Raw genomic sequence first — 22363 nt, forward strand, 5'->3', positions numbered from 1 at the left:
ACCAAAATTATAACTGGTAAAACCCATTTCGTCAGTTATAATTTATCATGAGCTTTTCCTGGACCCCTCACCGCTTTGCCGGCGGCGCACTGGCGCTCGATGTCGTCAACAGCGTCGTTCTGCGCCACGATACCACGCGGCGTATCGACCGCTTCGCGGTCAGGGACCAGATGCGGAGCTTTCCGCGCGCTGCCGCCGAATTCTGCGCCGAGCGCGCCCTCTTCGGCGACATCGCGCCGGTCGCGGCGGAAAACGAAGCGGATTTCATCGCGCTGCGGGAAACAATCGATCTCTATTTCCGCGAGCGTATACTTGATGGAGGCGACGACCAACTGCTCGCTAGCCTGCTGGAGGCACTGGCGAAGGCGTTGCGCGACACGAGGCCCGACAGCTTGGTTGCGGCGACCGCCCATTCGGCGCTGCGGCTGATCGCCATGCCCGATCCGGAGCGCATGAAGATCTGCGGCAATTGCGGCTGGCTGTTCATCGACCGCAGCAAAAACAGAAGCCGGGCCTGGTGCGACATGGCGGTCTGCGGCAACCGCGCCAAGGCGAACCGTCACTATCGCCGCAAGAAGGAGGAGACACCATGAGAAAGCATTGGATCATGATGGCCGCCGCCGGGCTGATACTGTCAGCCTGCCAGCGCCAGGCTGAAAACCTGGTCGAGGTCACCGGCCATCTCTTCGTCTTCAACTATCGGGTGGCGAGCGCCACCTACCTGCTGACGCTGAAAAAGACGGGGCCCATCCCCGACGGTTCGGTCATCATCGCTGAATTCGAAAATCCGCAAGGAGGCGATCCGCTGGTGCTGAACCAGAAGATCTATCCGATCGACGACAAGATCGCGCTGCAGAGCGAAAACCTGCATTGCGTGCGCAAGGACCGTCCCTATTCCGTCAGTGTCCGGCTGGTCGACAAGGACGGCAAGGTGCTGCAGGAATTGAAGACGCAGTTCCGGTCCGACCTCGACCAGACCGTCCTACCGAGCAAGCCACTCGTCGTCGGCGCGTTTTATGACAAGAACCCGGAGGTCTTCAAGCCTGACGGCAGCGTCGATTTCTCGAATACGGACAAATGCCCGGCATAGAGAAATGCATAGAAAAAGCCGGAGCGTGGCCCCGGCTTTCGAGAGTCAGTTCAAGGCATTGCCGGCGAATGCCGAAGCGAGGCCTCAGCCGACGATTTCGGTATCAGAGAACCAGTACTTGATTTCCTGGGCAGCCGTTTCAGGAGCGTCCGAGCCGTGAACGGAATTTTCGCCGATCGACAGAGCGTGAACCTTGCGGATCGTGCCTTCGTCAGCGTTAGCCGGGTTGGTCGCGCCCATGATCTCGCGGTTCTTGAGGATCGCGCCTTCGCCTTCCAGCACCTGGACGACGGTCGGGCCGGAGATCATGCCTTCGACCAGTTCGCCGAAGAAGGGACGGTCCTTGTGAACGGCGTAGAAGCCTTCGGCTTCGCGACGGCTCATCCAGACGCGCTTGGAAGCGACGACACGCAGGCCGGCATCTTCGAGCATCTTGGTGATGGCGCCCGTCAGGTTGCGCTTGGTCGCGTCCGGCTTGATCATCGAGAAGGTGCGTTCAATCGCCATAGTCAAATCCTCTGTTTTCTCGGGAAAAGTGGGCGGTCTTTACCCGCCCCAACGCCCGAAAACAAGAGGTAGGCGGCAATTTCACGCCGCTGTCACAGTCCTGCCGCGGCTTTGGTGAAGATCGAGGCAGCGTTCGAACCAGGCCATGACGGGATCGTCGGCAGCTAGCATGGCGAGACCGGCGGACACACGCAGCCATTGCAGCGCGCCGAAGACGATATAGTCGGCAAAGAGCGGTGTCTGCCCGCCGATGAAGGGCTGGAACTTCAGCATGTGCCGGAGCGGCTCCAGTTTGGCGCCGAAGGTAGCCTTCTCCGCCTCGCTGTCGGCGGCAACCACCTCCAGCGGTTTGCCGAGCCGAGCCTCCCGGCTTTCGCGGAAATAGGCCTTGTCTGCCTCATCGAGGTTCGCATGGATGTCGAGAAGGGCAATGCGCATGATCGCTGGATGGATGATCATCTGCGAATAGCCTTCCACCATGCGCGACAGCGCCTTGCCGCCCTCGCCGTTGAACAGCGACGGCCGCTCGGGATAAGCCCCCTCCAGATAAAGGGCGATGTCGAAGCTGTCTGGAATCAGTCGGCCATTATCGTCGAGAACGGGCACGATCGACGAGACGCCGCCGCCAATCGCGCGGATGCGGGCATAAGTCGTCGGAATTTCCTCGAAATCGAGCCCCTTATGCGCCAGCGCCATCACCGCCTTCCAGCAATGGGGCGAAAAGAAGCGCCGTTCGTCGGCGCCGCAGAGGGAATAGAGGGCTCTGGTCATGACAGTCCTTTCGAGATCGCAGCTTAATGCATTCGACGACAGAAAGTGCCTGCGATCAAATCAGGAAATTTCATGGGCGCATCACTGCGATTTCCGGGAAAAGGGGCTAAACTGCCGCGACCAATCCGGGAGGGACGGAATGCTCAGACATTACAGGATGTTCGCCGCCTATAATCGCTGGGCCAACCGCCAAGTCTATGCGGCTGCCGCCGAACTCAGCGATGCAGAATTCCGCAGCGGCCGCGGCGCCTTCTTCGGCTCACTGCATCGCACGCTCAATCATCTGATCGTCGCCGACCGGATATGGATGAAGCGCTTCACCGGCACCGGCGAAGCGCCGGCGACACTCGATGCCGTGCTCTTCGAAGATCTGGATGCGCTTGCCGGCGCACGCAAAGCAGAGGACGAGCGTATCATTGCCTGGACGGGCATGCTGGACGAGGCGGCGCTTGCCGCCAACTTCACCTATGTAACAGTGGTACAGCCGGTCGAGATCACCCAGCCTCTGTCGTCGGCGCTCGCGCATTTCTTCAACCACCAGACCCATCATCGCGGCCAGTGCCACATGACGCTGACGGCGCTCGGCAAGCCGAGCCTCGTGCTGGACCTCATCTACTTCCTGCGGGTCGAGGGCCGCGAATGGATGTGAGGTCTTCGCCATCAAGGCCGCGTTAACCGCCTTTACGGGTTCCGCCCGCGAATCCAGGGCTTCCGATTGAAAGTTCAGCCTCTCTTAAAAGCTTGCGGGCATAGCGGAACACAGGAAAAGAGGCTGCCGCGAGGGATCGTCATGCAGAATGCAAGCGCAAACGCATTGGTGCCGCGCGAGGCTGCGCGCCCGGCGCCGATGGCGGATATTCAGAAGATCGCCCAGCACATGGCGCGTCTGAACGTCGCGGCACTCCCGCGCAATTACGAACTCTTTCACGAGGCGATCGTCGGGCTCAATGCCGGCCTTGCGCAGGATATTGCGGCACTCGGGTCCCAGCCGCAACAGCCGATGCTCGACGAGCTCGGCCTGAAATATCGCCTCGTCGGCCATTGCGGGCTGGCCGGCGAGACATCACGGAACGAGGCGAGCCGGATGCTGCGCGACGTGGCGGAAAGGCTTGCCGAAGGGCTGAAGCACAAGAATGCCTTTGCGCGCGCCTGCGGCACGATCCTGAAATCCGTGTCCGGCCATGACGATCAGAGCCTTGCCGCCTTCCTCAGCGAGATCGACTACCTCACTGCCTCGCTTTCGACCGTTCTTGCGGCGGAGATGGAAATCGGCGCGAAGCTGCAGGACGATATCAAGACGCTGGAAACGCTGGAGCGAGGCATTTCGGCGATGCAATCGGCCGCGATCGCCGACAGGATCACCGGACTTCCAAACCGCGTCGCACTGAACCGGACGATCGCCGATCTCTACAAGCGAGAAGAAGGTGCCGCCGGCAGCGCGCTGATCACGGTCGATATCGACAATTTCACCGATCTCAACGACAAATACGGCACCCAGGCCGGCAACAAGCTCCTGAAGAAGCTCGCCGGCCTGCTCAGCAAGTCCGTCAAGAAAAACGATTTCGTCGCCCGCACGGAGGCTGACGAATTCGCCCTGTTGTTTTCCAATGTCGGCATGCAGGATGCGATGACGATTGCCGAACGCCTGCGCGCCTCTGTCGAGGACAACCTCGTCTTCGCGACATCCGACAAGGCCGATCCCGGCAGACTCACCATCTCGATCGGCGTGGCGCTCAGCACCGACGCGGCAACGCCGGGACAATTGCAGGCCAATGCCCGCGTGGCACTTCTCGCCGCGCGATCGAACCCCCGACTGCCGGTGCAGGCTTTCGGCCGCTGAGGCGGCGGACAATTGTTCTGGTCGCGAGACAAGCAAGCTTGGGGCGGACAAGCGAGCTTGCCGCGGGGATAAGCAAGCTTGTCAGCGCACAAGCAAGCTTGGCGCGGGATAAGCGCTCTTGCCTTAGCGAGCGCTTTCGGCCAAAACGCCGGCCATGATCACGCTCACCGATATTTCCGCCCGCATCGCCGGGCGCCTGCTTCTCGACAATGCCAGCGTTTCGCTGCCTTCAGGCACGAAGGCTGGGCTCGTCGGGCGCAACGGCGCCGGCAAGTCCACGCTGTTTCGCGTCATCACCGGCGATCTCGGCTCGGAGAGCGGATCGGTGTCGATCCCCAAGGCCGCACGCATCGGCCAGGTGGCACAGGAAGCGCCGGCGACCGAAGACGCCCTGATCGAAATCGTGCTTGCCGCGGACAAGGAACGCACCGCTCTCGTTGCCGAGGCGGAAACGGCAACCGATCCGCATCGCATCGCCGAAATCCAGATGCGTCTTGTCGATATCGACGCGCATTCCGCCGAAGCGCGTGCGGCGAGCATTCTTGCCGGCCTGGGCTTCGACAAGGATGCGCAGGCCCGCCCTGCCTCCTCCTTCTCCGGCGGCTGGCGCATGCGCGTCGCCCTTGCCGCCGTGCTGTTTTCCGAGCCGGACCTGCTCCTGCTCGACGAGCCGACCAACTATCTCGACCTCGAAGGCACGCTGTGGCTGGAAGATTATGTCAGGCGCTATCCGCATACCGTCATCATCATCAGCCACGATCGCGACCTGTTGAACAACGCGGTCAATGCAATCGTCCACCTCGACCAGAAGAAGCTCACCTTTTATCGCGGCGGATACGACCAGTTCGAGCGGCAGAAAGCGGAAGCCGACGAGTTGCAGACCAAGGCCAAGGCCAAGAACGACGCGGCGCGCAAACATCTCCAGGGCTTCATCGATCGCTTCAAGGCCAAGGCCTCCAAGGCCCGGCAGGCACAATCGCGCGTCAAGGCGCTGGAGCGCATGGGAACGGTCGCCGCCGTCATCGAGGACCACGTCCAGCCGATCACTTTTCCTGAGCCAGAAAAGCAGCCGGCTTCGCCGATCGTCGCGATCCAGAGCGGCGCCGTCGGCTACGAGCCCGGCAATCCGATCCTGAAGAACCTCAATCTGCGCATCGACAATGACGACCGCATCGCCCTGCTCGGCTCGAACGGCAACGGCAAATCGACCTTCGCCAAATTCATCTCCGGCCGGCTGGCGCCGGAGAGCGGTGAAGTGAAGATCGCGCCGAGCCTGAAGATCGGCTTCTTCGCGCAGCACCAGCTCGACGACCTCATTCCCGAGCAATCGGCGGTGGAGCATGTGCGCCGCCTGATGCCAGGCGCGCCGGAAGCCAAGGTGCGCGCTCGCGTCGCCCAGATGGGGCTTGCGACCGAAAAGATGGCGACGGCCGCCAAGGATCTTTCCGGCGGCGAAAAAGCCCGATTGCTGATGGGGCTTGCCGCCTTCAATGCGCCCAATCTGCTGATCCTCGACGAGCCGACCAACCACCTCGACATCGACAGCCGCCGCGCGCTGATCGAGGCGCTGAACGACTATGAAGGCGCCGTCATCCTGATCTCGCATGATCGCCATCTGATCGAGGCGACGGTAGACCGGCTGTGGCTGGTCAATGGCGGTACGGTGACGAGTTTCGAAGGCGATATGGACGAGTATCGCGACCTGATCGTCAGTTCCGGTAAAAAAAAAGAAGAAAAGCCGCAGCTAGTTGAAGACGCGACGTCGAAGGCCGACCAGCGCAAGCTCAATGCCGAACGTCGCGCCTCGCTGACGCCGCTCAGGAAAAAGATCAATGAAATCGAATCCTTGACGGCGAAGCTGGAGAAACAGATTCAGGCGCTTGACGCAGAACTTGCGGATCCGGCCCTTTACGAAAAGACGCCCACTAAAGCCGCCGAGAAGGCGAAGCAACGCGGCGAAGCCGCGGCAAACCTGGCTGCCGCCGAGGAAGACTGGCTGATGCTGTCGGCCGAATACGAAGAAGCGATGGCGGGATAGCCACAGGGTGACGCTGAAATTCAAGAAGACCGAGGTGCCCAACACCCTCGTCGCCTCGGCCGAATTCGTGACGATCCGCTAGCGCATCAGCGCGTCTGAAGAGACGCGCGGCGCTATAAGGCGGTTGCCAAGTCGGGACCGGCTGCCTAGATCTGTCCGACGTCAACGGAAACCGGCAGGTTAGAATGAACCTTCATCTCGAAACGGACGACGATCCACGCACCCGCCAGTTCATCGACGAGCACAACCGGGTTTCCGGCGCGGCACTGAGAACACCTGAATTCGACAGGGATCGCGACGCGATCAAAGCGCTGATCGAGCGGCAGGACAGGCTGATCGTTCCGATGCGCCGAGGAGAGTGGCTGTTCGATTTCCGCCAGAGCAAAGACAATCCTCTCGGCATCTGGCTGCGCCTCCCGGCAGATCAGGAGCCGCTGCCGGACGCCGCCTGGGAGCCGGTCTTCGATCTCGACGCCTTCTGCGTCAGGGAAGGCAAGCGCTGGAACTGGCGCGGCGCCGTCACCTGCCCGTGGGAGCCGACGCGGGTGTTGCTCACGCTTTCGGATGGTGGTTCCGATCTTCTCCGGCTGCTCGAATTCGACGCCGAGCGGAAACAGGTCGTCGAGGGCGGCTTCGATACACCGGCCGCACGATCGCATGCCACCTGGCTCGGCCGCGACGAAATCTGCTATTTCGGTTCCATCGATAGGTTTTCGGCGACCCGCTCCGGATGGCCGCGCGTCGGACGGCGATTGAAGCGCGGGCAGCGGCCGGAAGATGCCGCCGTCATGTTCGAAGCAGCGGACGAGGACGTCTATGGCTTCAATCTCGTCATCGACCCTGCCCTATCGGGCGCTTCGGCGGATCGCGGATTGATCGATATTTTCGTCGCCGCCCACGAGATCGGCGTCGCGAGCGCTTTCCTGATCGCCAGCGACGGCACGCAGCGGCGCATCGATCTGCCTAAGGAAGCCGATTTCCAGTTCAATCATGATCATTGCCTTTGGCGGGCAAAGACCGATGAACGCGTTGCGACCGGCAGCCTCGTGCTGCAACGCTTCGACCCCGCCTCGGAGACGGCCCTGCTCGGACCGGAGCGGATCCTGTTTCAGCCTGGAGAGGGCCAGTCCATCGCGCAGATGATGCTGATGCAGGAGTGGTGCGTCTTCATTATCTCCGATCGGCTGCGTCCGCGTCTCATGGTGCTGGACCTGACAAGGCCTGACGGCGAGCAGCGCGAGATCGCACTGCCGGCGGATATGCAAACGGCTCACTTCAGGCCACTCCATGCGGATCTGCATCTTGGCGACGATACGCTCCTCGTCGTCGGCCAGGGCTTCCTGCAGCCGCCCGTCTGTTACCGTCTCGAGCTGTCGGATCGCAGCAGAGAGGCCGAGCCGGTTTTCGTCGCCGCGGCGCCGAGCTATTTCGATACGACCGATATGTCATCCGAACTGCTGGAGGCTGTTTCGGAGGACGGAACGAGGGTTACCTACCGGTTGGTTCTGCCGAAGCAATGGACCAAGGGCGCGCTGCCGGTGCTGCTTTACGGCTATGGCGGCTTCGATGTCCCGTTGTCGCCAAGCTATTCCGGCGTGACAGGACGCTGGCTGGAACAAGGCGGCGCCTATGTGCAGGCCTATATTCGCGGCGGCGGCGAATTCGGGCCCGACTGGTATCGCAGCGCCAAGCGGCAGGGGCGAGACCGGGCGTTTGCCGATTTCGTCGCCATCGCGCGCGATCTCGTCGCCCGCGGCTATACCGTGCCGTCGCGGATTGCCTGCCAGGGCGGCAGCAATGGCGGTCTGCTGACCGGCGTGATGCTGACGCGCTACCCGCAAGATTTCGGCGCCGTCTGGTGCCAGGTGCCGGTCCTCGACATGACACGCTTCCACCTGTTTACCGCAGGGCAAGCCTGGATGGACGAGTATGGCGATCCGGAGACGCCGGTGGACCGGGACTTCATGCTCGGTTATTCGCCGCTTCACAATGTCGGGGCGGCGACCAAGGTCAGCTATCCGCCGATCTACATCGAAAGCTCCGCCAATGACGACCGCGTGCATCCCTCGCATGCGCGCCGCTTTGCCGCGCGGCTGGAGGAAGAAGGACACCGGCCGCTCTTCCATGAATTCGGCTCCGGCGGGCATGGCGGCGACGGCAATTCCGAAGAGCGCGCCGCCCGCGCGGCGATGGGTTACAGCTTCCTTCGCCAAACCATCATGCGATAGAATGGAGGAGGAGCGCTTGTCGGCGCGCCTCTTTCTGATACAAACAGATCAATAAATCATACTTTTCATACAGGCTCGAGCGAAACACCATGTCTCCTATTAACCTCGCCATCGTCGGCGTCGGCAAGATCGCCCGCGACCAGCACCTTCCCTCCATCGCCAAGAACCCGGATTTCGAACTCGTCGCCACGGCAAGCCGCCACGGCACGGTCGAAGGCGTCAAGAGTTATACGACGATCGAAGCGATGCTCGACGCAGAACCCTCGATCGATGCCGTTTCGCTCTGCATGCCGCCGCAATATCGCTATGAGGCGGCCTATAAGGCGCTGGTCGCCGGCAAGCACGTCTTCCTGGAAAAGCCGCCCGGCGCGACGCTCAGCGAAGTGGCCGATCTCGAAGCGCTGGCGAACAAGCAGGGTGCGTCGCTCTTTGCCAGCTGGCATTCGCGCTATGCACCGGGCGTCGAGGCGGCCAAGGCGTTTCTTGCCTCGACGACGATCAAAAGCGTGCATGTGATCTGGAAGGAGGATGTCCGCCACTGGCATCCGAACCAGGAATGGATCTGGCAGGCCGGCGGCCTCGGCGTTTTCGATCCCGGCATCAACGCGCTGTCGATCGTCACCCATATCCTGCCGCGGCCGATCTTCATCACAGAGGCCGTGCTCGAATTTCCCGAGAATCGCGATGCGCCGATCGCGGCCGACATTCACTTCCGCGATGCGGACGGCCTGCCGGTTCACGCCGAATTCGACTGGCGACAGACCGGCAAGCAGAGCTGGGACATCGTCGCGGAGACGGCAGCCGGCCAGATGGTGCTCGCCGAGGGCGGCGCCAAGCTTTTGATCGACGGCGCGCTGAGATTCGCCGAGCCGGAGCAGGAATATCCCTCGCTCTACCGTCGCTTTGCCGAAATCATCAAGGCCGGCAAATCGGATGTCGATCTCGCGCCGCTGCGCCACGTCGCCGATGCCTTCATGCTCGGCAAGCGGAAATTCGTCGACGCCTTCCACGACTGAGCGTCGCAATAACGTCATAGAAACCGGCAAGATTTGCCGGCCTATGGCAATAGTGTTCGGGGGCAGCCGCTCATGAGCAACAAAATTGGCCGCAAGGGCCGATTTTTCCGCATGTTGAAGATTGGCATCCTTGTGGTGCCGCTTCTCGGCCTTGCAGCATGTTCGGGCGAAGAGGTCGTCATGCCGCCTGATCCACCGGGCATTTCCCGATCCGAGGAATATTCCTTCGGATCGGCGACCCAGGCCCAGGATTGGCAGGCTACCCGCAAGGTGCTGGGCCAACTGGAAGGGCGGTTCGGAGAGAAGTCCATGCGTATCCTGGCGCGCAATCTTGCCAGCACCACCGACCCGCAGACCATCAAGGCTTATTATGCCGAACGCCTTGTGCATCAAGCCGGCTGGGCAGAAATGCCGGTCAGCACCTTTGCCGACAAGGCGTGGGCATTCGCTTTGGTCAGTCCGAATGGAAAGCATGTTTTGGCAGTCGAGGCGCTCGACGCATCGGAAAGTGCTGGCGGGATCGTACCCCTCAATATCCTGACAAACCTCGACGAGGACAAAGATTCGAAACGGTAGCGGCATTCGCTGGCCGGGAGAGCGAAGCTGGACGGCTTCATACAGCAATTCAAAGTGTTACAGCGTCCTTTGCGGCTCTCGAAAAGACGCGCGGCGCTGTAGCGTCGTGGCGAAACGCTCAGGCCTTCTTCTCCCATCGCCCTTCCGGAGTCTGCTGCCAATAGGTGAGGTTATGTCCCTCGCCTTTCAGCTTCTTCCACTGCGCACGGGCGGCTTCCAGTTGCTCCTGGTCGTGACCGTCGAACATGAAGACGACGCGCTCATAGGCATCGGCCGGCGGCGGCTCGGCTCCATCGACGATGAAACGCACGGTCGCCGCATTGGCATTGTCCGGCGTCACGGTCAAAAGCACCGGCTGGCTTTCGGCGAAATCCGCCTCGTCGGTGCCGTGCGGCAGGAAGCTCTCCTCGCGGAAAGTCCAAAGATGCTGATCGAGAGCATCACGCCGCGCCGGCTCGCGCGTCTGGACGGCAACGCGCCAGCCGCGCTCGACGCTTTTGTCGATGAGCGGCGGAAGCGCGTCCTCCAGCCTGGATTCGGTCAGATGATAGAAGAGAATTTCCGTCATCAGGATTCATAATGGGCGCGAACGAGTTCATCGAGCAGGCGCACGCCGAAGCCGGAGCCCCAGGATTGATTGATCTCATCCTGCGGCGAGCCCATCGCCGTGCCGGCAATATCGAGATGCGCCCAAGGGGTGTCCTGCACGAAGCGCTTGAGGAAATGCGCGGCCGTGATCGAGCCGGCCTGTCGGCCGCCGGTGTTCTTCATATCGGCGAACTTGCTGTCGATCAGCTTGTCGTAGTCCCTGCCGAGCGGCATGCGCCAGAGTTTTTCGTTGCTCGAAAGACCGGCTGCCGTCAGTTGGGCGGAAAGCTGGTCGTCATTGGAGAACAGGCCGGCATGCACATTGCCGAGCGCCACGACGATCGCACCGGTGAGTGTCGCAAGATTGATCATGAACTGCGGCTTGAAGCGGTCGTTGCAGTACCAGAGCGCATCGCAGAGCACGAGGCGGCCCTCGGCATCGGTGTTGATCACCTCGATCGTCTGGCCGGACATCGAGGTGACGATATCACCAGGACGCTGGGCGTTACCGTCAGGCATGTTCTCGACCAGGCCGATGATGCCGACGGCGTTGACGGCGGCCTTGCGGGAGGCGAGCACATGCATGAGGCCGGTGACGGCTGCCGCACCGCCCATATCGCCCTTCATGTCCTCCATGCCGGCGGCCGGCTTGATCGAAATGCCGCCGGTATCGAAGACGACACCCTTGCCGATGAAGGCGACGGGACGATCCTTGCCCTTGCCGCCCTTCCACTGCATGACCGCCAGGCGCGGCGGGCGCACGGAGCCCTGGGCGACGCCGAGAAGGGCGCCCATGCCGAGGCGGCGCATTTCGCGCTCCGTCAGGATTTCCACTTCGACGCCGACCTTTTCCAGCTCCTTCGCCTTGGCGGCGAACTCGACGGGGCCGAGCACGTTCGGCGGTTCGTTGACGAGGTCGCGGGCAAGGTTGACACCACCGGCAATCGCTTCGGAATCGGAAAACGCCTTCTTGGCACCGCCCGGATCGGCAGTGACGATCGTCACCTTGACGGATTTCGCCGGCTTCTCCTCCTCGTCGCTCTTCTTCGTCTTGTAGGTATCGAAGCTATAGGCGCGCAGCAGCATGCCGAGCGCGAAATCGGCAGCTGCCCGCGCGCTCGTCTCGAGCCCGGGCACGTCGATGAAGACGGCGGCCTTGTCGGTATTCTTGATTCTCGATGCCGCAGCACCGCCGGCCTTCAGCCAGTCATGGGCGGTGAGTTCAGCTGCCTTGCCGAGCCCGATAACGACGATGCGCTCGACGGGCGCGCCTTCGGGGGCAACGATATCGAGCCCGCTCATGGATTTTGCGGAGAATCGGGCAATCCTCGCAGCCTTGGCGATCACGCCTGCCGGATCGACCGTGTCGGCGCCGGCAGCGCTGTCGGCCTCCGCAGTCTTCAACAGGATCGCCAGGCCGCCATTGAGCTTTGCCGACTTCGAGAATGAAATTTCCAACTTTACTGACATGTCTTCTCCGCTGGGATTCTTTGAAATCCGTCCCTCGCGGATAATTTCGCGTTTGGCGGGTCTGTCAATGGCTTGCGACAATTGTTATGGTCGCCCGCAGCCATCAGGGCTCTCTTGTTTTCGTCAGTTTTGTAGATATTCGCGTTGACAGTTTTTCCTAAAAATCGATGGCGGGGCTTGGCAATCCGCCTGCCGAAAACGAGTTTCGGCGCATTCATGCTGCTGTTTTGGATGTGGTGGGCGCTGCTTGCCGTCTTCCGCGCTTTCCCCGAAATAGACATCTATTTTTCCCAGCTTTTTTTCGTGGGCGCAGATTGCGACACGACTGCTGCTGCCGGAAGCATCTGCGGCGGCTTTCCCTATCGCGACGTCGCGGCCTTCGACCTGCTGCGCACTCTCTTCTTCCGGCTGCCCTATGTGGTGGCGATCGTGATGCTGTGGAAACTCGTCGAATGCTACCAGCAGCATGGCGCGACCTTCAACGCCCAGCGCGCGCAAAGGCTCAAAGTCGCGCTCGGAACGCTGCTGATCGGGCCGGTGCTGCTCGTCAATGTGGTCCTGAAGGAACATTGGGGCCGGCCGCGGCCGATACAGACGGACATTTTCGGCGGTGCGCTGCATTTCGTCGAGGCAGGTTCGCTTGCCGGAAAATGCGTTTCGAACTGCTCGTTCGTCTCCGGCGAGGCGGCGAGTGCCGGCTGGCTCTTCTGCCTCCTGCTCTTCGTGCCGAAATCCCTGCGTTATGCGGTGGCGGCACCCCTGGCGGCGATCTCGATCCTCACCCCGGCGATGCGGCTATCCTTCGGCGCACACTATCTTTCCGACGTCGTTCTTGGATGGCTTTCGTCGCTTGTCGTCTTCGCCGCATTGCTGGCGTTAACTGAGTCGCAACAGCATCAAAAAAATTCTGAAATTTGAATGAATTTTTGACACCAGCTTGTCGCAAAAGCGCGACAAAGAGCGTAGAGGGATTCTCCTGCAAAGCCGTTTGGGCGTGCAGGTGCTTTCAAGGGCAGGCATGAAACTACTCGAGACATACATATTGCGGCGCGTCGGCCAGATGTTTCTCGTGGCGCTCCTGCCGGTTCTGGCGATCATTTGGACGACTCAGGTTCTGCAGCGCATCAATCTGGTCACCGACAGCGGCCAGTCGATCGGCTCGTTCGCCAAGCTGGCGACGATGATTTTGCCGTCGATCATTCCTGTCGTCCTGCCCTTCGCTCTCGTTATCGCGATCACCCAGACGCTGACGACGATGAACAATGATTCCGAGCTCACCGTCATCGACGCGGCCGGGGCGCGGCGCAGCGTGCTGATCCGCCCGATCCTGCTGCTTGCCGCCGTCATCAGCGTCTTTTCCTTCTTCGTCGACAACGTCGTCGAGCCACGCGCAAAGACCGTCGTGCGCCAGATGATCGCCGAGACCTATGCCGACCTCCTCTCTTCGGTGATCGAGGAAAAGACCTTCCGCAAGCTCGATGAAGGCCTCTATGTACAGATCTCGCAGCGGATGGCGGGCCGCATGCTGAAGGGCCTTTTTGTCGCTGACGAGCGCGACCCGGCCTACGAACTGATCTATTATGCGAAGGAAGGCGCCGTCGACGACACGGGCACGACGCTGATCATGCATCAAGGCGAAGTGCACCGCAAAACGCCCGATGGCAATGTCTCGGTCATCAATTTCGATTCCTATTCCTTCGACCTCTCGGATATGACGGAGAATCGCGGTCAGGCGACGCTGCGCGCCAGCGACCGTGACCTGTGGTTCCTGTTCAATCCGGATCCGGCCGACAAGGACTTTACGATCCGGCCGCAAAGCTACCGCGCCGAACTGCATCGGCGGCTGACCGACTGGATCCTGCCTGTCGTCTTTGCACTGTTTTCACTGGCGATCGCCGGCGATGCGCGCTCGCACCGCGAAGCGCGGCTGCATCCGATGGTGAGCGCTCTCGCTTATGCCTTCGCGATGCGATGGGCGGCTTTCTACGCGGCCAATCAGATCGATACCGACCCTGAATATATCGCCGTCCTCTACGCCATCCCGATCGTCAGCAGCATCGTCTCGATCGTCTTCCTCGGCCTCCACAAACGACTGGTCATGCCTTCGTTCATCCGGGACCGGATTTCGTCTTTCTGGAGGCGGATGCAGGAAAGGCTGCTTGCTGCAACCGGCAGGATCGGCGGGGGCACTGCCCAATGATGTTCGGGACATTGTCGCGTTATTTCTTTCGCCGCTATCTGGTGACGACGGGCTGGTTCCTGATCGGCGTCTCGGCGATTTCTTTCCTCCTCGATTTCAGCGAGACGGCGGGCCGCATGTCCGGCCTTCCCGGCTACACGATCGGCGGCGGCGTCTTGATGACCGCGGTGCGCCTGCCGCTCATCCTGCAGCAGACGGTGCCGTTCATCGCGCTGTTCGTCGGCATGACGGTGCTGATCGGCCTCAACCGCAAATATGAACTCGTCGTCACGCGCGCCGCCGGCATTTCGGTCTGGCAGTTCATGTTCCCCTTCATCGCCGGCTCGCTGGCGCTCGGCCTGCTGACGATGGCGGCGCTGAACCCGCTTGCCGCCTGGGGACAGCGCCAGGCACTGCTGGTCGAATCCGACTGGCGCGGCGAGAACGCGGTTCTGCGCAAGGCGCCGCAGATTCCGTGGCTGCGCCAGATCAGTGGCCGGGACGATGTCATCATCGGCGCCCAGACGGTCCAGGAGAACGGAACCAAGCTGATCGACGCCGTGCTGATCCATTTCGATTCAAGCGGTCAGGTCATTCTGAGACAGGACGCCGCCACGGCAAAATTGGAAGATGGTTACTGGCAACTTAACACCGTTGTCGAGCGCAAGCCTGGCGAAATCCCCGTGCGTAAAGCTTCGGTTCAACTTCGCACCAATCTGAAACAGGACTTCGTCCAGGAGCGGCTTACAGCGCCGGAAACAATTGGTTTCTTTGACCTTTCCAACCGGATTGCGGCGGCCAAATCCTTCGGCATCTCGACCAAGGCGCTGGAGACGCAGTTCAACTCCCTGTTGTCCCAGCCATTGCTGCTGGTGGCCATGACTTTCATAGCCGCAACAGTGTCCCTAAAATTTAGCCGGTTCAACCAATCCCGCTCCGTGATTCTGGGTGGCATCCTTTCGGGCTTCATGCTTTATGTCATCACCGTGCTTGTAAAGGCATTCGGAAGCAGTGGAGTCGTGCCCCCCTTCGTGGCGACGTGGATACCGGTGGTCGTCGCGCTGGCCTTGGGTGCGACTATTCTGCTTCATCAGGAGGACGGCTAGTGGCGGCAGGCGACCGCAAGTATTTAAGTAAACAGTTGGTTGCCCTGCTTGTCGGTGCGGCTTTATGTTCCTATTTCGGCAGCGCCCCGGCCTCTTTCGGCCAGGCCAGCGCGCCCGAACAAAATATAGAGAAGAATATTCCCGAAGGGGCCAAGCTTCTGCTTTCGGCCAATGAACTGGTCTATAATCGTGACGCCGATCTGGTGTCGGCGGTCGGCGGCGTGCAGATCAACTATGGCGGCTATAAAATGGTCGCGCAGAAGGTCGAGTACAATCAGAAGACCGGCCGGATGATGGCGCTTGGCAATGTCGAGTTGGTCAGCCCGGACGGCAACCGTATCTATGCCGACAACCTCGACGTGACCGACAATTTTGCCGACGGGTTCCTGAACTCGTTGCGCATCGAGACCGCCGACAATACCCGCATCGTCGCCGAAAGCGGCGAGCGCGTCGGCGGCACGAAGATGATTCTCAACAAGGGCGTCTACACGGCCTGCCTTCCCTGCGCTGAAGATCCGAAGCGCGCCCCTTTCTGGCAGGTCAAGGCCCAGCGGGTGATCCAGAACGGCGAGACGCATACGATCCGTCTGGAGAGAGCGCGCTTCGAGCTGCTCGGCCATCCGATCGCCTTCCTGCCGTTCATCGAAGTTCCCGACAATACGGTGAAACGCAAGTCCGGCTTTCTGTTTCCGACGATGAGCCTGTCGCAGAATCTCGGCTTCGGACTTTCCGTTCCTTATTACTATGTGATCTCGCCGAGCATGGACGCGACGGTCACCGCCACGGGCTACACCGCCCAGGGCTTCCTCATCGAAGGCGAATTTCGCCAACGCTTCGAAAATGGCACGCATATTCTGCGCGTCGCCGGCATCGACCAGGCAAAGCCGGGCAACTTCAGCTCCGGCACCAGCGACGCCGAAGCCGATCAGCGTGGCATGGTGGCATCGAAGGCGGAATTCCGCATCAATCCGCGCTGGACGTTCGGCTGGGACGTCATGATGCAGAGCGACAACAATTTCTCGAAAACGTATAAGCTGCGGGGCCTGACCGGTACGGATCGCACCAACCAGATCTACCTGACAGGGCTCGGGAAACGCAATTATTTCGACATGCGGGCGTTCTATTTCGACGTCCAGGATGCCGATCGGACGAATACCGCTGAAAAGCAGCAGGCGATCGTCTATCCGTCGCTCGACTATCACTATGTGGCGCCGCAACCGCTTGCCGGCGGCGAGCTTTCGGCGGATGTCAATCTCACGAATATTTCGCGCACACATGACGACTTCTATACCGTCGACGGCTTCGACCGTTTCCGCGGCCTGAAAGGCCAGACCTCGCGGCTGACTGCCGAGCTGCAATGGAAGCGCACCTACGTCACGCCGACCGGCCTGGTGATCACACCGCTGCTGGCCGCGCGCGGCGATGCCTTCGCGCTGAACATGGATGATCCGACCGGCTACACCGGCAACTACGTCGACGGCAATTCCGCCACCCGCTCGATGTTCACAGCCGGGCTGGAGATGCGTTATCCGATCCTGATGACGACTGACAATAGCGCCCACATCCTCGAGCCGATCGCACAGATCTATGCCCGCCCCGACGAGCAGCTGGCAGGCCGCCTGCCGAACGAGGATGCGCAAAGCTTCGTCTTCGACGCCACCTCGCTGTTCGACCGCGACAAGTTCTCGGGCTACGACCGGGTCGAAGGCGGTACCCGCGCCAATATCGGCGTTCAGTACACCGGTACATTCGACAGCGGTTACAAGCTGCACGGCATTTTCGGCCAATCCTATCAGATCGCCGGCCAGAACTCGTTTGCGACCGATGACCTCGTCAATGTCGGTGCGGATTCGGGCCTTGAAACCGACCGCTCCGATTATGTCGGCCTTGGCGGCGTCGAAACACCGTACGGCGTTTCCGTCGCAGCCTCCTACCGGCTCGACGAAAAAGATTTCGAATTCCGCCGCGGCGATCTGACGACGGCCTACCAGAACGACACCTTTTCGACGCAGCTGACCTACACTCATCTCAGCGCCCAGCCAGCATATGGCTTCGCCGAGGACAATGACGAGATTCAGACCAACAGCAGCGTCAGGTTCAAGGATTACTGGTCGATTTTCGGCGGCATTGCCTGGGATCTGAACAATGATGTGATCAGCCGGCGGACGATCGGCCTCTCTTATGACGACGAATGCACGATCTTCACGATCGCCTATACGGACAGCAGAGATTCCGACGACGAGTCAGGAAGCGACTGGACGATCGGCGCACGGCTGACCTTCCGCACGCTCGGCGACATCAAGATCGGTTCCGACACCCTCGAATGAAGGGCGATCGGCGCAAACATGGCCTGAAGCCATTCTTTCGCCGTAAGCCTGTGCAGGACATTGCCGCCAGTCGGTATCTGAGGCATAGGGGTTCGCGCCGTGATGGAAGCGATTTCAGCGTGTCTCGCACTGTGGTAAGAACGCCGCGAACAACGTCTCGCGGCGCTATCGGGAGGTCAACAGATGATTGACGCGAAAAAAGCCATAACCAAGTTCCTCGCCGGGGCAGCGCTTGCATTGCTGACGGGCTTTGCCGCTCCAGCGCTTGCGGCCAGTGAAGTCAAAGCCGTGGTGAACGGCACCGCTATCACAAGCGGCGATGTCGCCAAGCGCCAGGCCTTCCTGCGCCTGCAGCGTACGAAGGCCGACGCCAAGACTGCCCAGGAGCAATTGGTCGACGAGGCGCTCAAGCGACAGGAAGTCGCCCGCGTCCGTATGTCGGTTTCGCAGCAGGACGTCGATGCGTCTTTCGCGCGCTTTTCGAGCGGCAACAAGCTTTCCCCAGAGCAGATGTCGCAGATCCTCGATCGCGCCGGCGTCGGCGTCGATCATTTCAAAGGTTTCATCGCCGTGCAGATGAGCTGGCCGCGTGTCGTCAACGCCCGCTACGGCTCGACCTCGCGGCTGTCGAACTATGATCTCGTCTCGCGCATGATGCAGAACAACAAGCAGAAGCCGGTGACGACGGAATATATGCTGCAGCAGATCATCTTCGTCATTCCGCAAGCCAAGCGCGGCGCCATCACCGGCAAGCGCAAGGGCGAGGCCGAGGCGTCGCGCTCCAAATTTCCGGGCTGCGATCAGGCAAAGGTGTTTGCTGCGACGATGCGCGACGTTTCCGTGCGCGATCTCGGCCGCCTGCTCGCCCCCGAGATCCCGCCGGATTGGAAGCCGCTGGTCGAGCAGGCCAAGGGTAACACGACAGGGACCCGCGTCACCGACAAGGGCGTCGAATATCTGGCAATCTGCAGCCAGCGGCAGGTCTCCGACGACCAGGCCGCCGAAATGGTCTTCCGCCAGGAAGATCTCGACAAGTCCAAGGCCGGCAAGGATGCCAGCCCGGAAAACGAAAACAGCAAGAAATACCTGGATGAACTGCGCAAAAAGGCGCAGATCGCCTATCGCTGACCGACAATGGCGATACCGTTTTCGCGACCGCTTGCGCTGAGCCAGGGCGACCCCGCCGGCATCGGGCCGGATATTACTCTGATGGCTTGGCTCCGGCGGCGAGAACTCGGGCTGCCGCCTTTCTTCCTGATCGGCGACCCCGACGTTCTGGCGTTGAGAGCCCGCCAGCTCAATCTGGCGGTCTCGATCCGCGAGACCGATGAAGCCAGCAAGGTAGCCGGCGTGTTTGCCGGTGCGCTGCCCGTCATGACCATATCGGCCGGTATCGAGGTCGTGGCCGGCGAACCGCATGCGGCAACGGCGAAAGGCACGATCGCGTCGATCGAGAAAGCCGTGTCGCTTGTCATTGACGGCGAGGCGCTCGCAGTCGTTACCAATCCGATCGCCAAGGCCGTGCTTTACGAGGCGGGTTTCCGGTTTCCCGGCCATACCGAATTTCTCGCCGATCTCGCCGCCAGGGCGACCGGCCGGCCGGTAACACCGGTAATGATGCTGTCCGGGCCGAAGCTCCGGGCCATTCCCGTCACCATCCATATTCCGGTCCGCGACGTGCCGCAGGCGCTGACGGGCGAACTGATCATGGAAACCTGCAGGATCGCCCATGAAGATCTGAGGCAGCGCTTCGGCATCGAGGCGCCGCGGCTCGCCGTTGCCGGCCTCAACCCGCATGCGGGCGAAGGCGGGGCGATCGGCACGGAGGACGAGGGCGTCATTCGTCCGGCGATCGAGCGCCTGCGCGACGAGGGCATCGATGCGATCGGCCCCCTGCCCGCCGATACGATGTTCCATGACGAGGCGCGGGCGCGATACGACGTTGCCATCTGCATGTATCACGATCAGGCGCTGATCCCGGCCAAGGCACTTGGTTTCGACGACAGCGTCAACGTGACGCTCGGGCTTCCCTTCGTGCGCACCTCGCCGGATCATGGCACCGCTTTCGGCATTGCCGGCAAGGGATTGGCGCGCGAGCACAGCCTCGTTGCGGCGCTGAAGCTCGCCGCCCAGCTCGGCCGCAGCGCCGAAAGCCGCCGCTGATGGCAGCACTCGATGGCCTGCCGCCGCTTCGCGACGTCATACAGCGTCACGGCCTCGATGCACGCAAGGCGCTCGGGCAGAATTTCCTGCTCGACCTCAACCTCACGCAGAAGATCGCCCGCACGGCGGGGGCGCTCGAAGACGCGACCGTTTTCGAGGTCGGCCCCGGCCCCGGCGGACTGACGCGCGCGATCCTGGCGCTCGGCGCCAGGAAGGTTATCGCCATCGAGCGGGATACACGCTGCCTGCCGGCGCTTGCCGAGATCGCCGATCATTATCCCGGCCGGCTGGAGGTGATCGAAGGCGATGCGCTGAAGACGGATTTCGAGACATTGGCGCCGCAAGGCCCGATCAAGATCATTGCCAATCTGCCCTACAATGTCGGCACGCAGTTGTTGGTCAACTGGCTGCTGCCAAAAGCCTGGCCGCCGTTCTGGCAGTCGCTGACGCTGATGTTTCAGAAGGAAGTCGGCGAGCGTATCGTCGCCAACGAAGACGACGACCATTACGGCCGTCTCGGCGTGCTCTGCGGCTGGCGGACGGAGGCACGCATGGCCTTCGACGTGCCGCCGCAAGCCTTCACGCCGCCACCAAAGGTGACGTCGACGGTCGTGCAACTGACCCCCCGCGAAAACCCGATCCCCTGCGCTGTCGGCAATCTGGAAAAAGTGACACAGGCTGCCTTCGGCCAGCGCCGCAAGATGCTGCGCCAAAGCCTGAAACCGCTCGGCGGCGAGAGCCTGCTCGTCAAGGCCGGGATCGATCCGGCGCGTCGGGCGGAAACCCTGTCCGTCGAGGAGTTCTGTCTGCTGGCGAACAGCCTCTAAAGCGCGTCGCAATCTTTCAGATTTGGTGTCTCATCGCGAAATCGCGCAGACTTTTCGGCGTCACGCTTTAAAGCGACGGCGTCTCTTCCAGCAGCTCGCGGACGAAGTCGAACATGCCATGGCGGCGGTCGCGGCGCAGGCGTTCGGCCTTGACGATCGACTGGACGGCGTCGAGGGCGGCGTTGAGATCGTCATTGACGATGACATAGTCGTATTCGCGCCAGTGGGCGATCTCGGCGCGGCTGTTGGCGAGGCGCGTCTGGATGACCTCCTCGGAATCCTCGGCACGGCGGTGCAGCCGCGACTGGAGCTCGGTCATGGTCGGCGGCAGCACGAAGATCGAGACGACGTCGGCCGACATCTTCTCCTGCAATTGCTGGGCGCCCTGCCAGTCGATGTCGAAGAGCATGTCGCGGCCTTCGCCCATGGCCTGCTCGACCGGCTCACGCGGCGTGCCGTAGAAATTGCCATGCACCTCGGCCCATTCGAGCAGCGCGTCGCTATCGCGCAGCCGCTCGAACTCGCGCACACTCTTGAAGTGGTAATGCACATCCTCGACTTCACTCGGGCGGCGCTGGCGCGTGGTGACGCTGACGGAAAGGCCGATTTGCCTGTCGGTCTCCAGCAGCGTGCGCGCGATGGTGGACTTGCCGGCGCCTGATGGCGACGAGATGACAAGCATCAGACCGCGGCGGGCGATCTGCACGGGCGAGGATTTCGCCGGTTTCATGTCTTACTCCAAATTCTGGACCTGCTCGCGGAACTGGTCGATCACGACTTTCAGCTCGATGCCGGCGGCGGTGACCGCCGAGGCATTCGACTTCGAGCAGATGGTATTCGATTCGCGGTTAAATTCCTGTGCAAGGAAGTCCAGCCGGCGCCCGGCGGGGCCACCTTTCACCAGGAGATCGCGCGCTGCGGCGATATGGGCCTTCAGACGATCGATTTCCTCGCGCAGATCGGCCTTGGTCGCCAACAGTGCGGCTTCGGCATGCAGCCTGTCGCGGTCGAGCGCGGCCATGCCGTCCATCAACAATGCGACCTGCGCGGCAAGCCGCGCGGCGATCTCCTGCGGCGAGCGCGATGGATCGGCCTCGATCGTCCGCGTCAGGCCTTCGATCGTCGTGACGTGGTCGTGAAGAATGCGGGCCAGCGCCGACCCTTCCTGTTCGCGCATTGCTCGCAGATCGGCAAGCGCGGCCAACAGGCCGGCAGCGATATCGGCGTCACGGGCGGCAAGCGCCTCCACGCCATCCTCGCTTTCGCGGAATTCGACGATGCCGCGCACCAGAAGCAGCGTATCGAGCTTCAGCGGCGCCGGATCGATGACACCGTCCAACTGCTCGCGCATGGCCAGCACGGCGGCAAGAGCCTCCTTGTTCAGCACCGCTTCGAAACGGTTCTCGTCGGCGCTGACGGATAGCGATGCCTGCAGGTTGCCGCGGCTGAAGCTTTCGCCGGCGAGGCGGCGGACCTCTGCCTCCATGCGTTCGAGACCGGGCGGCAGGCGCAGGCGCAGGTCGAGGCCCTTGCCGTTGACCGAGCGCAGTTCCCATGCCCAGCGCCAGCGGCCGCTCGTTCCCTCGCGCCGCGCAAAACCGGTCATGGACTGCAAAGCCATGCGAGCCTCCCGAAAG

21 protein-coding genes are annotated in these 22363 nt (G+C 61.7%); 15 read left to right on the forward strand and 6 right to left on the reverse strand.

Translation table 11 applies throughout. The features are described 5' to 3' along the window. Positions 1–47: 47 nt before the first annotated feature. Positions 48–593: a CGNR zinc finger domain-containing protein gene (locus RWJ89_RS17120; protein ID WP_316031168.1), complete on the forward strand. Its 546-nt coding sequence runs from the start codon at positions 48–50 to the stop codon at positions 591–593. Then, positions 590–1090: a hypothetical protein gene (locus RWJ89_RS17125; RefSeq protein WP_131640390.1), complete on the forward strand. Its 501-nt coding sequence runs from the start codon at positions 590–592 to the stop codon at positions 1088–1090. Before RWJ89_RS17120 ends, RWJ89_RS17125 begins: the two co-directional genes overlap by 4 nt. Before the next feature lie 84 nt (positions 1091–1174). Here the strand turns inward: RWJ89_RS17125 and ndk are convergent, their stop codons facing one another. Then, a complete protein-coding gene (gene ndk / locus RWJ89_RS17130) occupies positions 1175–1597 on the reverse strand; it encodes a nucleoside-diphosphate kinase (RefSeq protein ID WP_131640391.1) in 423 nt (140 codons plus the stop codon). A gap of 81 nt (positions 1598–1678) precedes the next feature. After that, positions 1679–2368, reverse strand: coding sequence for a glutathione S-transferase family protein (locus tag RWJ89_RS17135; RefSeq protein ID WP_131640392.1), 690 nt, complete (start codon positions 2366–2368; stop codon positions 1679–1681). Between the two features lie 139 nt (positions 2369–2507). On the opposite strand from RWJ89_RS17135, the gene RWJ89_RS17140 reads away from it, so the two are divergent. From RWJ89_RS17140 to RWJ89_RS17165, 6 genes are all read left to right on the forward strand, one after another. Continuing rightward, the gene (locus RWJ89_RS17140) at positions 2508–3017 is read left to right on the forward strand and encodes a DinB family protein (protein WP_316031169.1); all 510 of its coding nucleotides are present in this window, start codon (positions 2508–2510) and stop codon (positions 3015–3017) included. 141 nt (positions 3018–3158) lie between these two features. Further along, entirely contained in the window at positions 3159–4208 is a 1050-nt protein-coding gene (locus RWJ89_RS17145; RefSeq protein ID WP_316031170.1) for a GGDEF domain-containing protein, read from the forward strand. A gap of 154 nt (positions 4209–4362) precedes the next feature. Then, the gene (locus tag RWJ89_RS17150; RefSeq protein ID WP_222060362.1) at positions 4363–6246 is read left to right on the forward strand and encodes an ABC-F family ATP-binding cassette domain-containing protein; all 1884 of its coding nucleotides are present in this window, start codon (positions 4363–4365) and stop codon (positions 6244–6246) included. 185 nt (positions 6247–6431) lie between these two features. Further along, complete coding sequence (locus tag RWJ89_RS17155) at positions 6432–8474, forward strand: prolyl oligopeptidase family serine peptidase (protein ID WP_316031171.1); 2043 nt, start codon at positions 6432–6434, stop codon at positions 8472–8474. 89 nt (positions 8475–8563) lie between these two features. Then, on the forward strand, positions 8564–9490 hold the full coding sequence (locus RWJ89_RS17160; protein WP_316031172.1) for a Gfo/Idh/MocA family protein: 927 nt from the start codon (positions 8564–8566) through the stop codon (positions 9488–9490). Between the two features lie 72 nt (positions 9491–9562). After that, complete coding sequence (locus tag RWJ89_RS17165; protein WP_316031204.1) at positions 9563–10066, forward strand: hypothetical protein; 504 nt, start codon at positions 9563–9565, stop codon at positions 10064–10066. 118 nt (positions 10067–10184) lie between these two features. Here the strand turns inward: RWJ89_RS17165 and RWJ89_RS17170 are convergent, their stop codons facing one another. Beyond that, a complete protein-coding gene (locus RWJ89_RS17170) occupies positions 10185–10634 on the reverse strand; it encodes a DNA polymerase III subunit chi (RefSeq protein WP_168270310.1) in 450 nt (149 codons plus the stop codon). After that, positions 10634–12124: a leucyl aminopeptidase gene (locus RWJ89_RS17175; protein WP_316031173.1), complete on the reverse strand. Its 1491-nt coding sequence runs from the start codon at positions 12122–12124 to the stop codon at positions 10634–10636. The genes RWJ89_RS17170 and RWJ89_RS17175 overlap by 1 nt, the downstream gene beginning before the upstream one ends. Positions 12125–12268: 144 nt before the next feature. Between RWJ89_RS17175 and RWJ89_RS17180 the strand changes: the two genes are divergently transcribed. The 7 genes from RWJ89_RS17180 to rsmA all read left to right on the forward strand — a co-directional run bounded on the left by RWJ89_RS17180 (position 12269) and on the right by rsmA (position 20726). After that, positions 12269–13042: a phosphatase PAP2 family protein gene (locus RWJ89_RS17180; RefSeq protein ID WP_316029485.1), complete on the forward strand. Its 774-nt coding sequence runs from the start codon at positions 12269–12271 to the stop codon at positions 13040–13042. Positions 13043–13142: 100 nt separating this feature from the next. Continuing rightward, positions 13143–14324, forward strand: coding sequence for an LPS export ABC transporter permease LptF (lptF, locus tag RWJ89_RS17185; RefSeq protein ID WP_077976289.1), 1182 nt, complete (start codon positions 13143–13145; stop codon positions 14322–14324). After that, on the forward strand, positions 14321–15409 hold the full coding sequence (lptG, locus tag RWJ89_RS17190) for an LPS export ABC transporter permease LptG (RefSeq protein WP_011651253.1): 1089 nt from the start codon (positions 14321–14323) through the stop codon (positions 15407–15409). Before lptF ends, lptG begins: the two co-directional genes overlap by 4 nt. Then, a complete protein-coding gene (locus RWJ89_RS17195) occupies positions 15409–17736 on the forward strand; it encodes an LPS-assembly protein LptD (RefSeq protein WP_316031174.1) in 2328 nt (775 codons plus the stop codon). The genes lptG and RWJ89_RS17195 overlap by 1 nt, the downstream gene beginning before the upstream one ends. Positions 17737–17919: 183 nt before the next feature. Beyond that, positions 17920–18864: a peptidylprolyl isomerase gene (locus tag RWJ89_RS17200; protein ID WP_020049361.1), complete on the forward strand. Its 945-nt coding sequence runs from the start codon at positions 17920–17922 to the stop codon at positions 18862–18864. Positions 18865–18870: 6 nt separating this feature from the next. After that, a complete protein-coding gene (pdxA, locus tag RWJ89_RS17205; protein WP_316031175.1) occupies positions 18871–19899 on the forward strand; it encodes a 4-hydroxythreonine-4-phosphate dehydrogenase PdxA in 1029 nt (342 codons plus the stop codon). Then, the gene (rsmA, locus tag RWJ89_RS17210) at positions 19899–20726 is read left to right on the forward strand and encodes a 16S rRNA (adenine(1518)-N(6)/adenine(1519)-N(6))-dimethyltransferase RsmA (protein ID WP_316031176.1); all 828 of its coding nucleotides are present in this window, start codon (positions 19899–19901) and stop codon (positions 20724–20726) included. The genes pdxA and rsmA overlap by 1 nt, the downstream gene beginning before the upstream one ends. 67 nt (positions 20727–20793) lie before the next feature. On the opposite strand, the gene gmk is transcribed toward rsmA, so the two are convergent. Together gmk and RWJ89_RS17220 are read right to left on the reverse strand one after the other, a co-directional pair. After that, on the reverse strand, positions 20794–21456 hold the full coding sequence (gmk, locus tag RWJ89_RS17215) for a guanylate kinase (protein WP_003547062.1): 663 nt from the start codon (positions 21454–21456) through the stop codon (positions 20794–20796). A 3-nt stretch (positions 21457–21459) separates the two neighbouring features. Then, a complete protein-coding gene (locus RWJ89_RS17220) occupies positions 21460–22347 on the reverse strand; it encodes a YicC/YloC family endoribonuclease (RefSeq protein WP_316031177.1) in 888 nt (295 codons plus the stop codon). Positions 22348–22363 lie beyond the last annotated feature (16 nt).

The sequence above is a fragment of the Rhizobium sp. 10PS4 genome, from assembly GCF_032464805.1.
In the GTDB taxonomy this organism is placed as follows: domain Bacteria; phylum Pseudomonadota; class Alphaproteobacteria; order Rhizobiales; family Rhizobiaceae; genus Rhizobium; species Rhizobium laguerreae.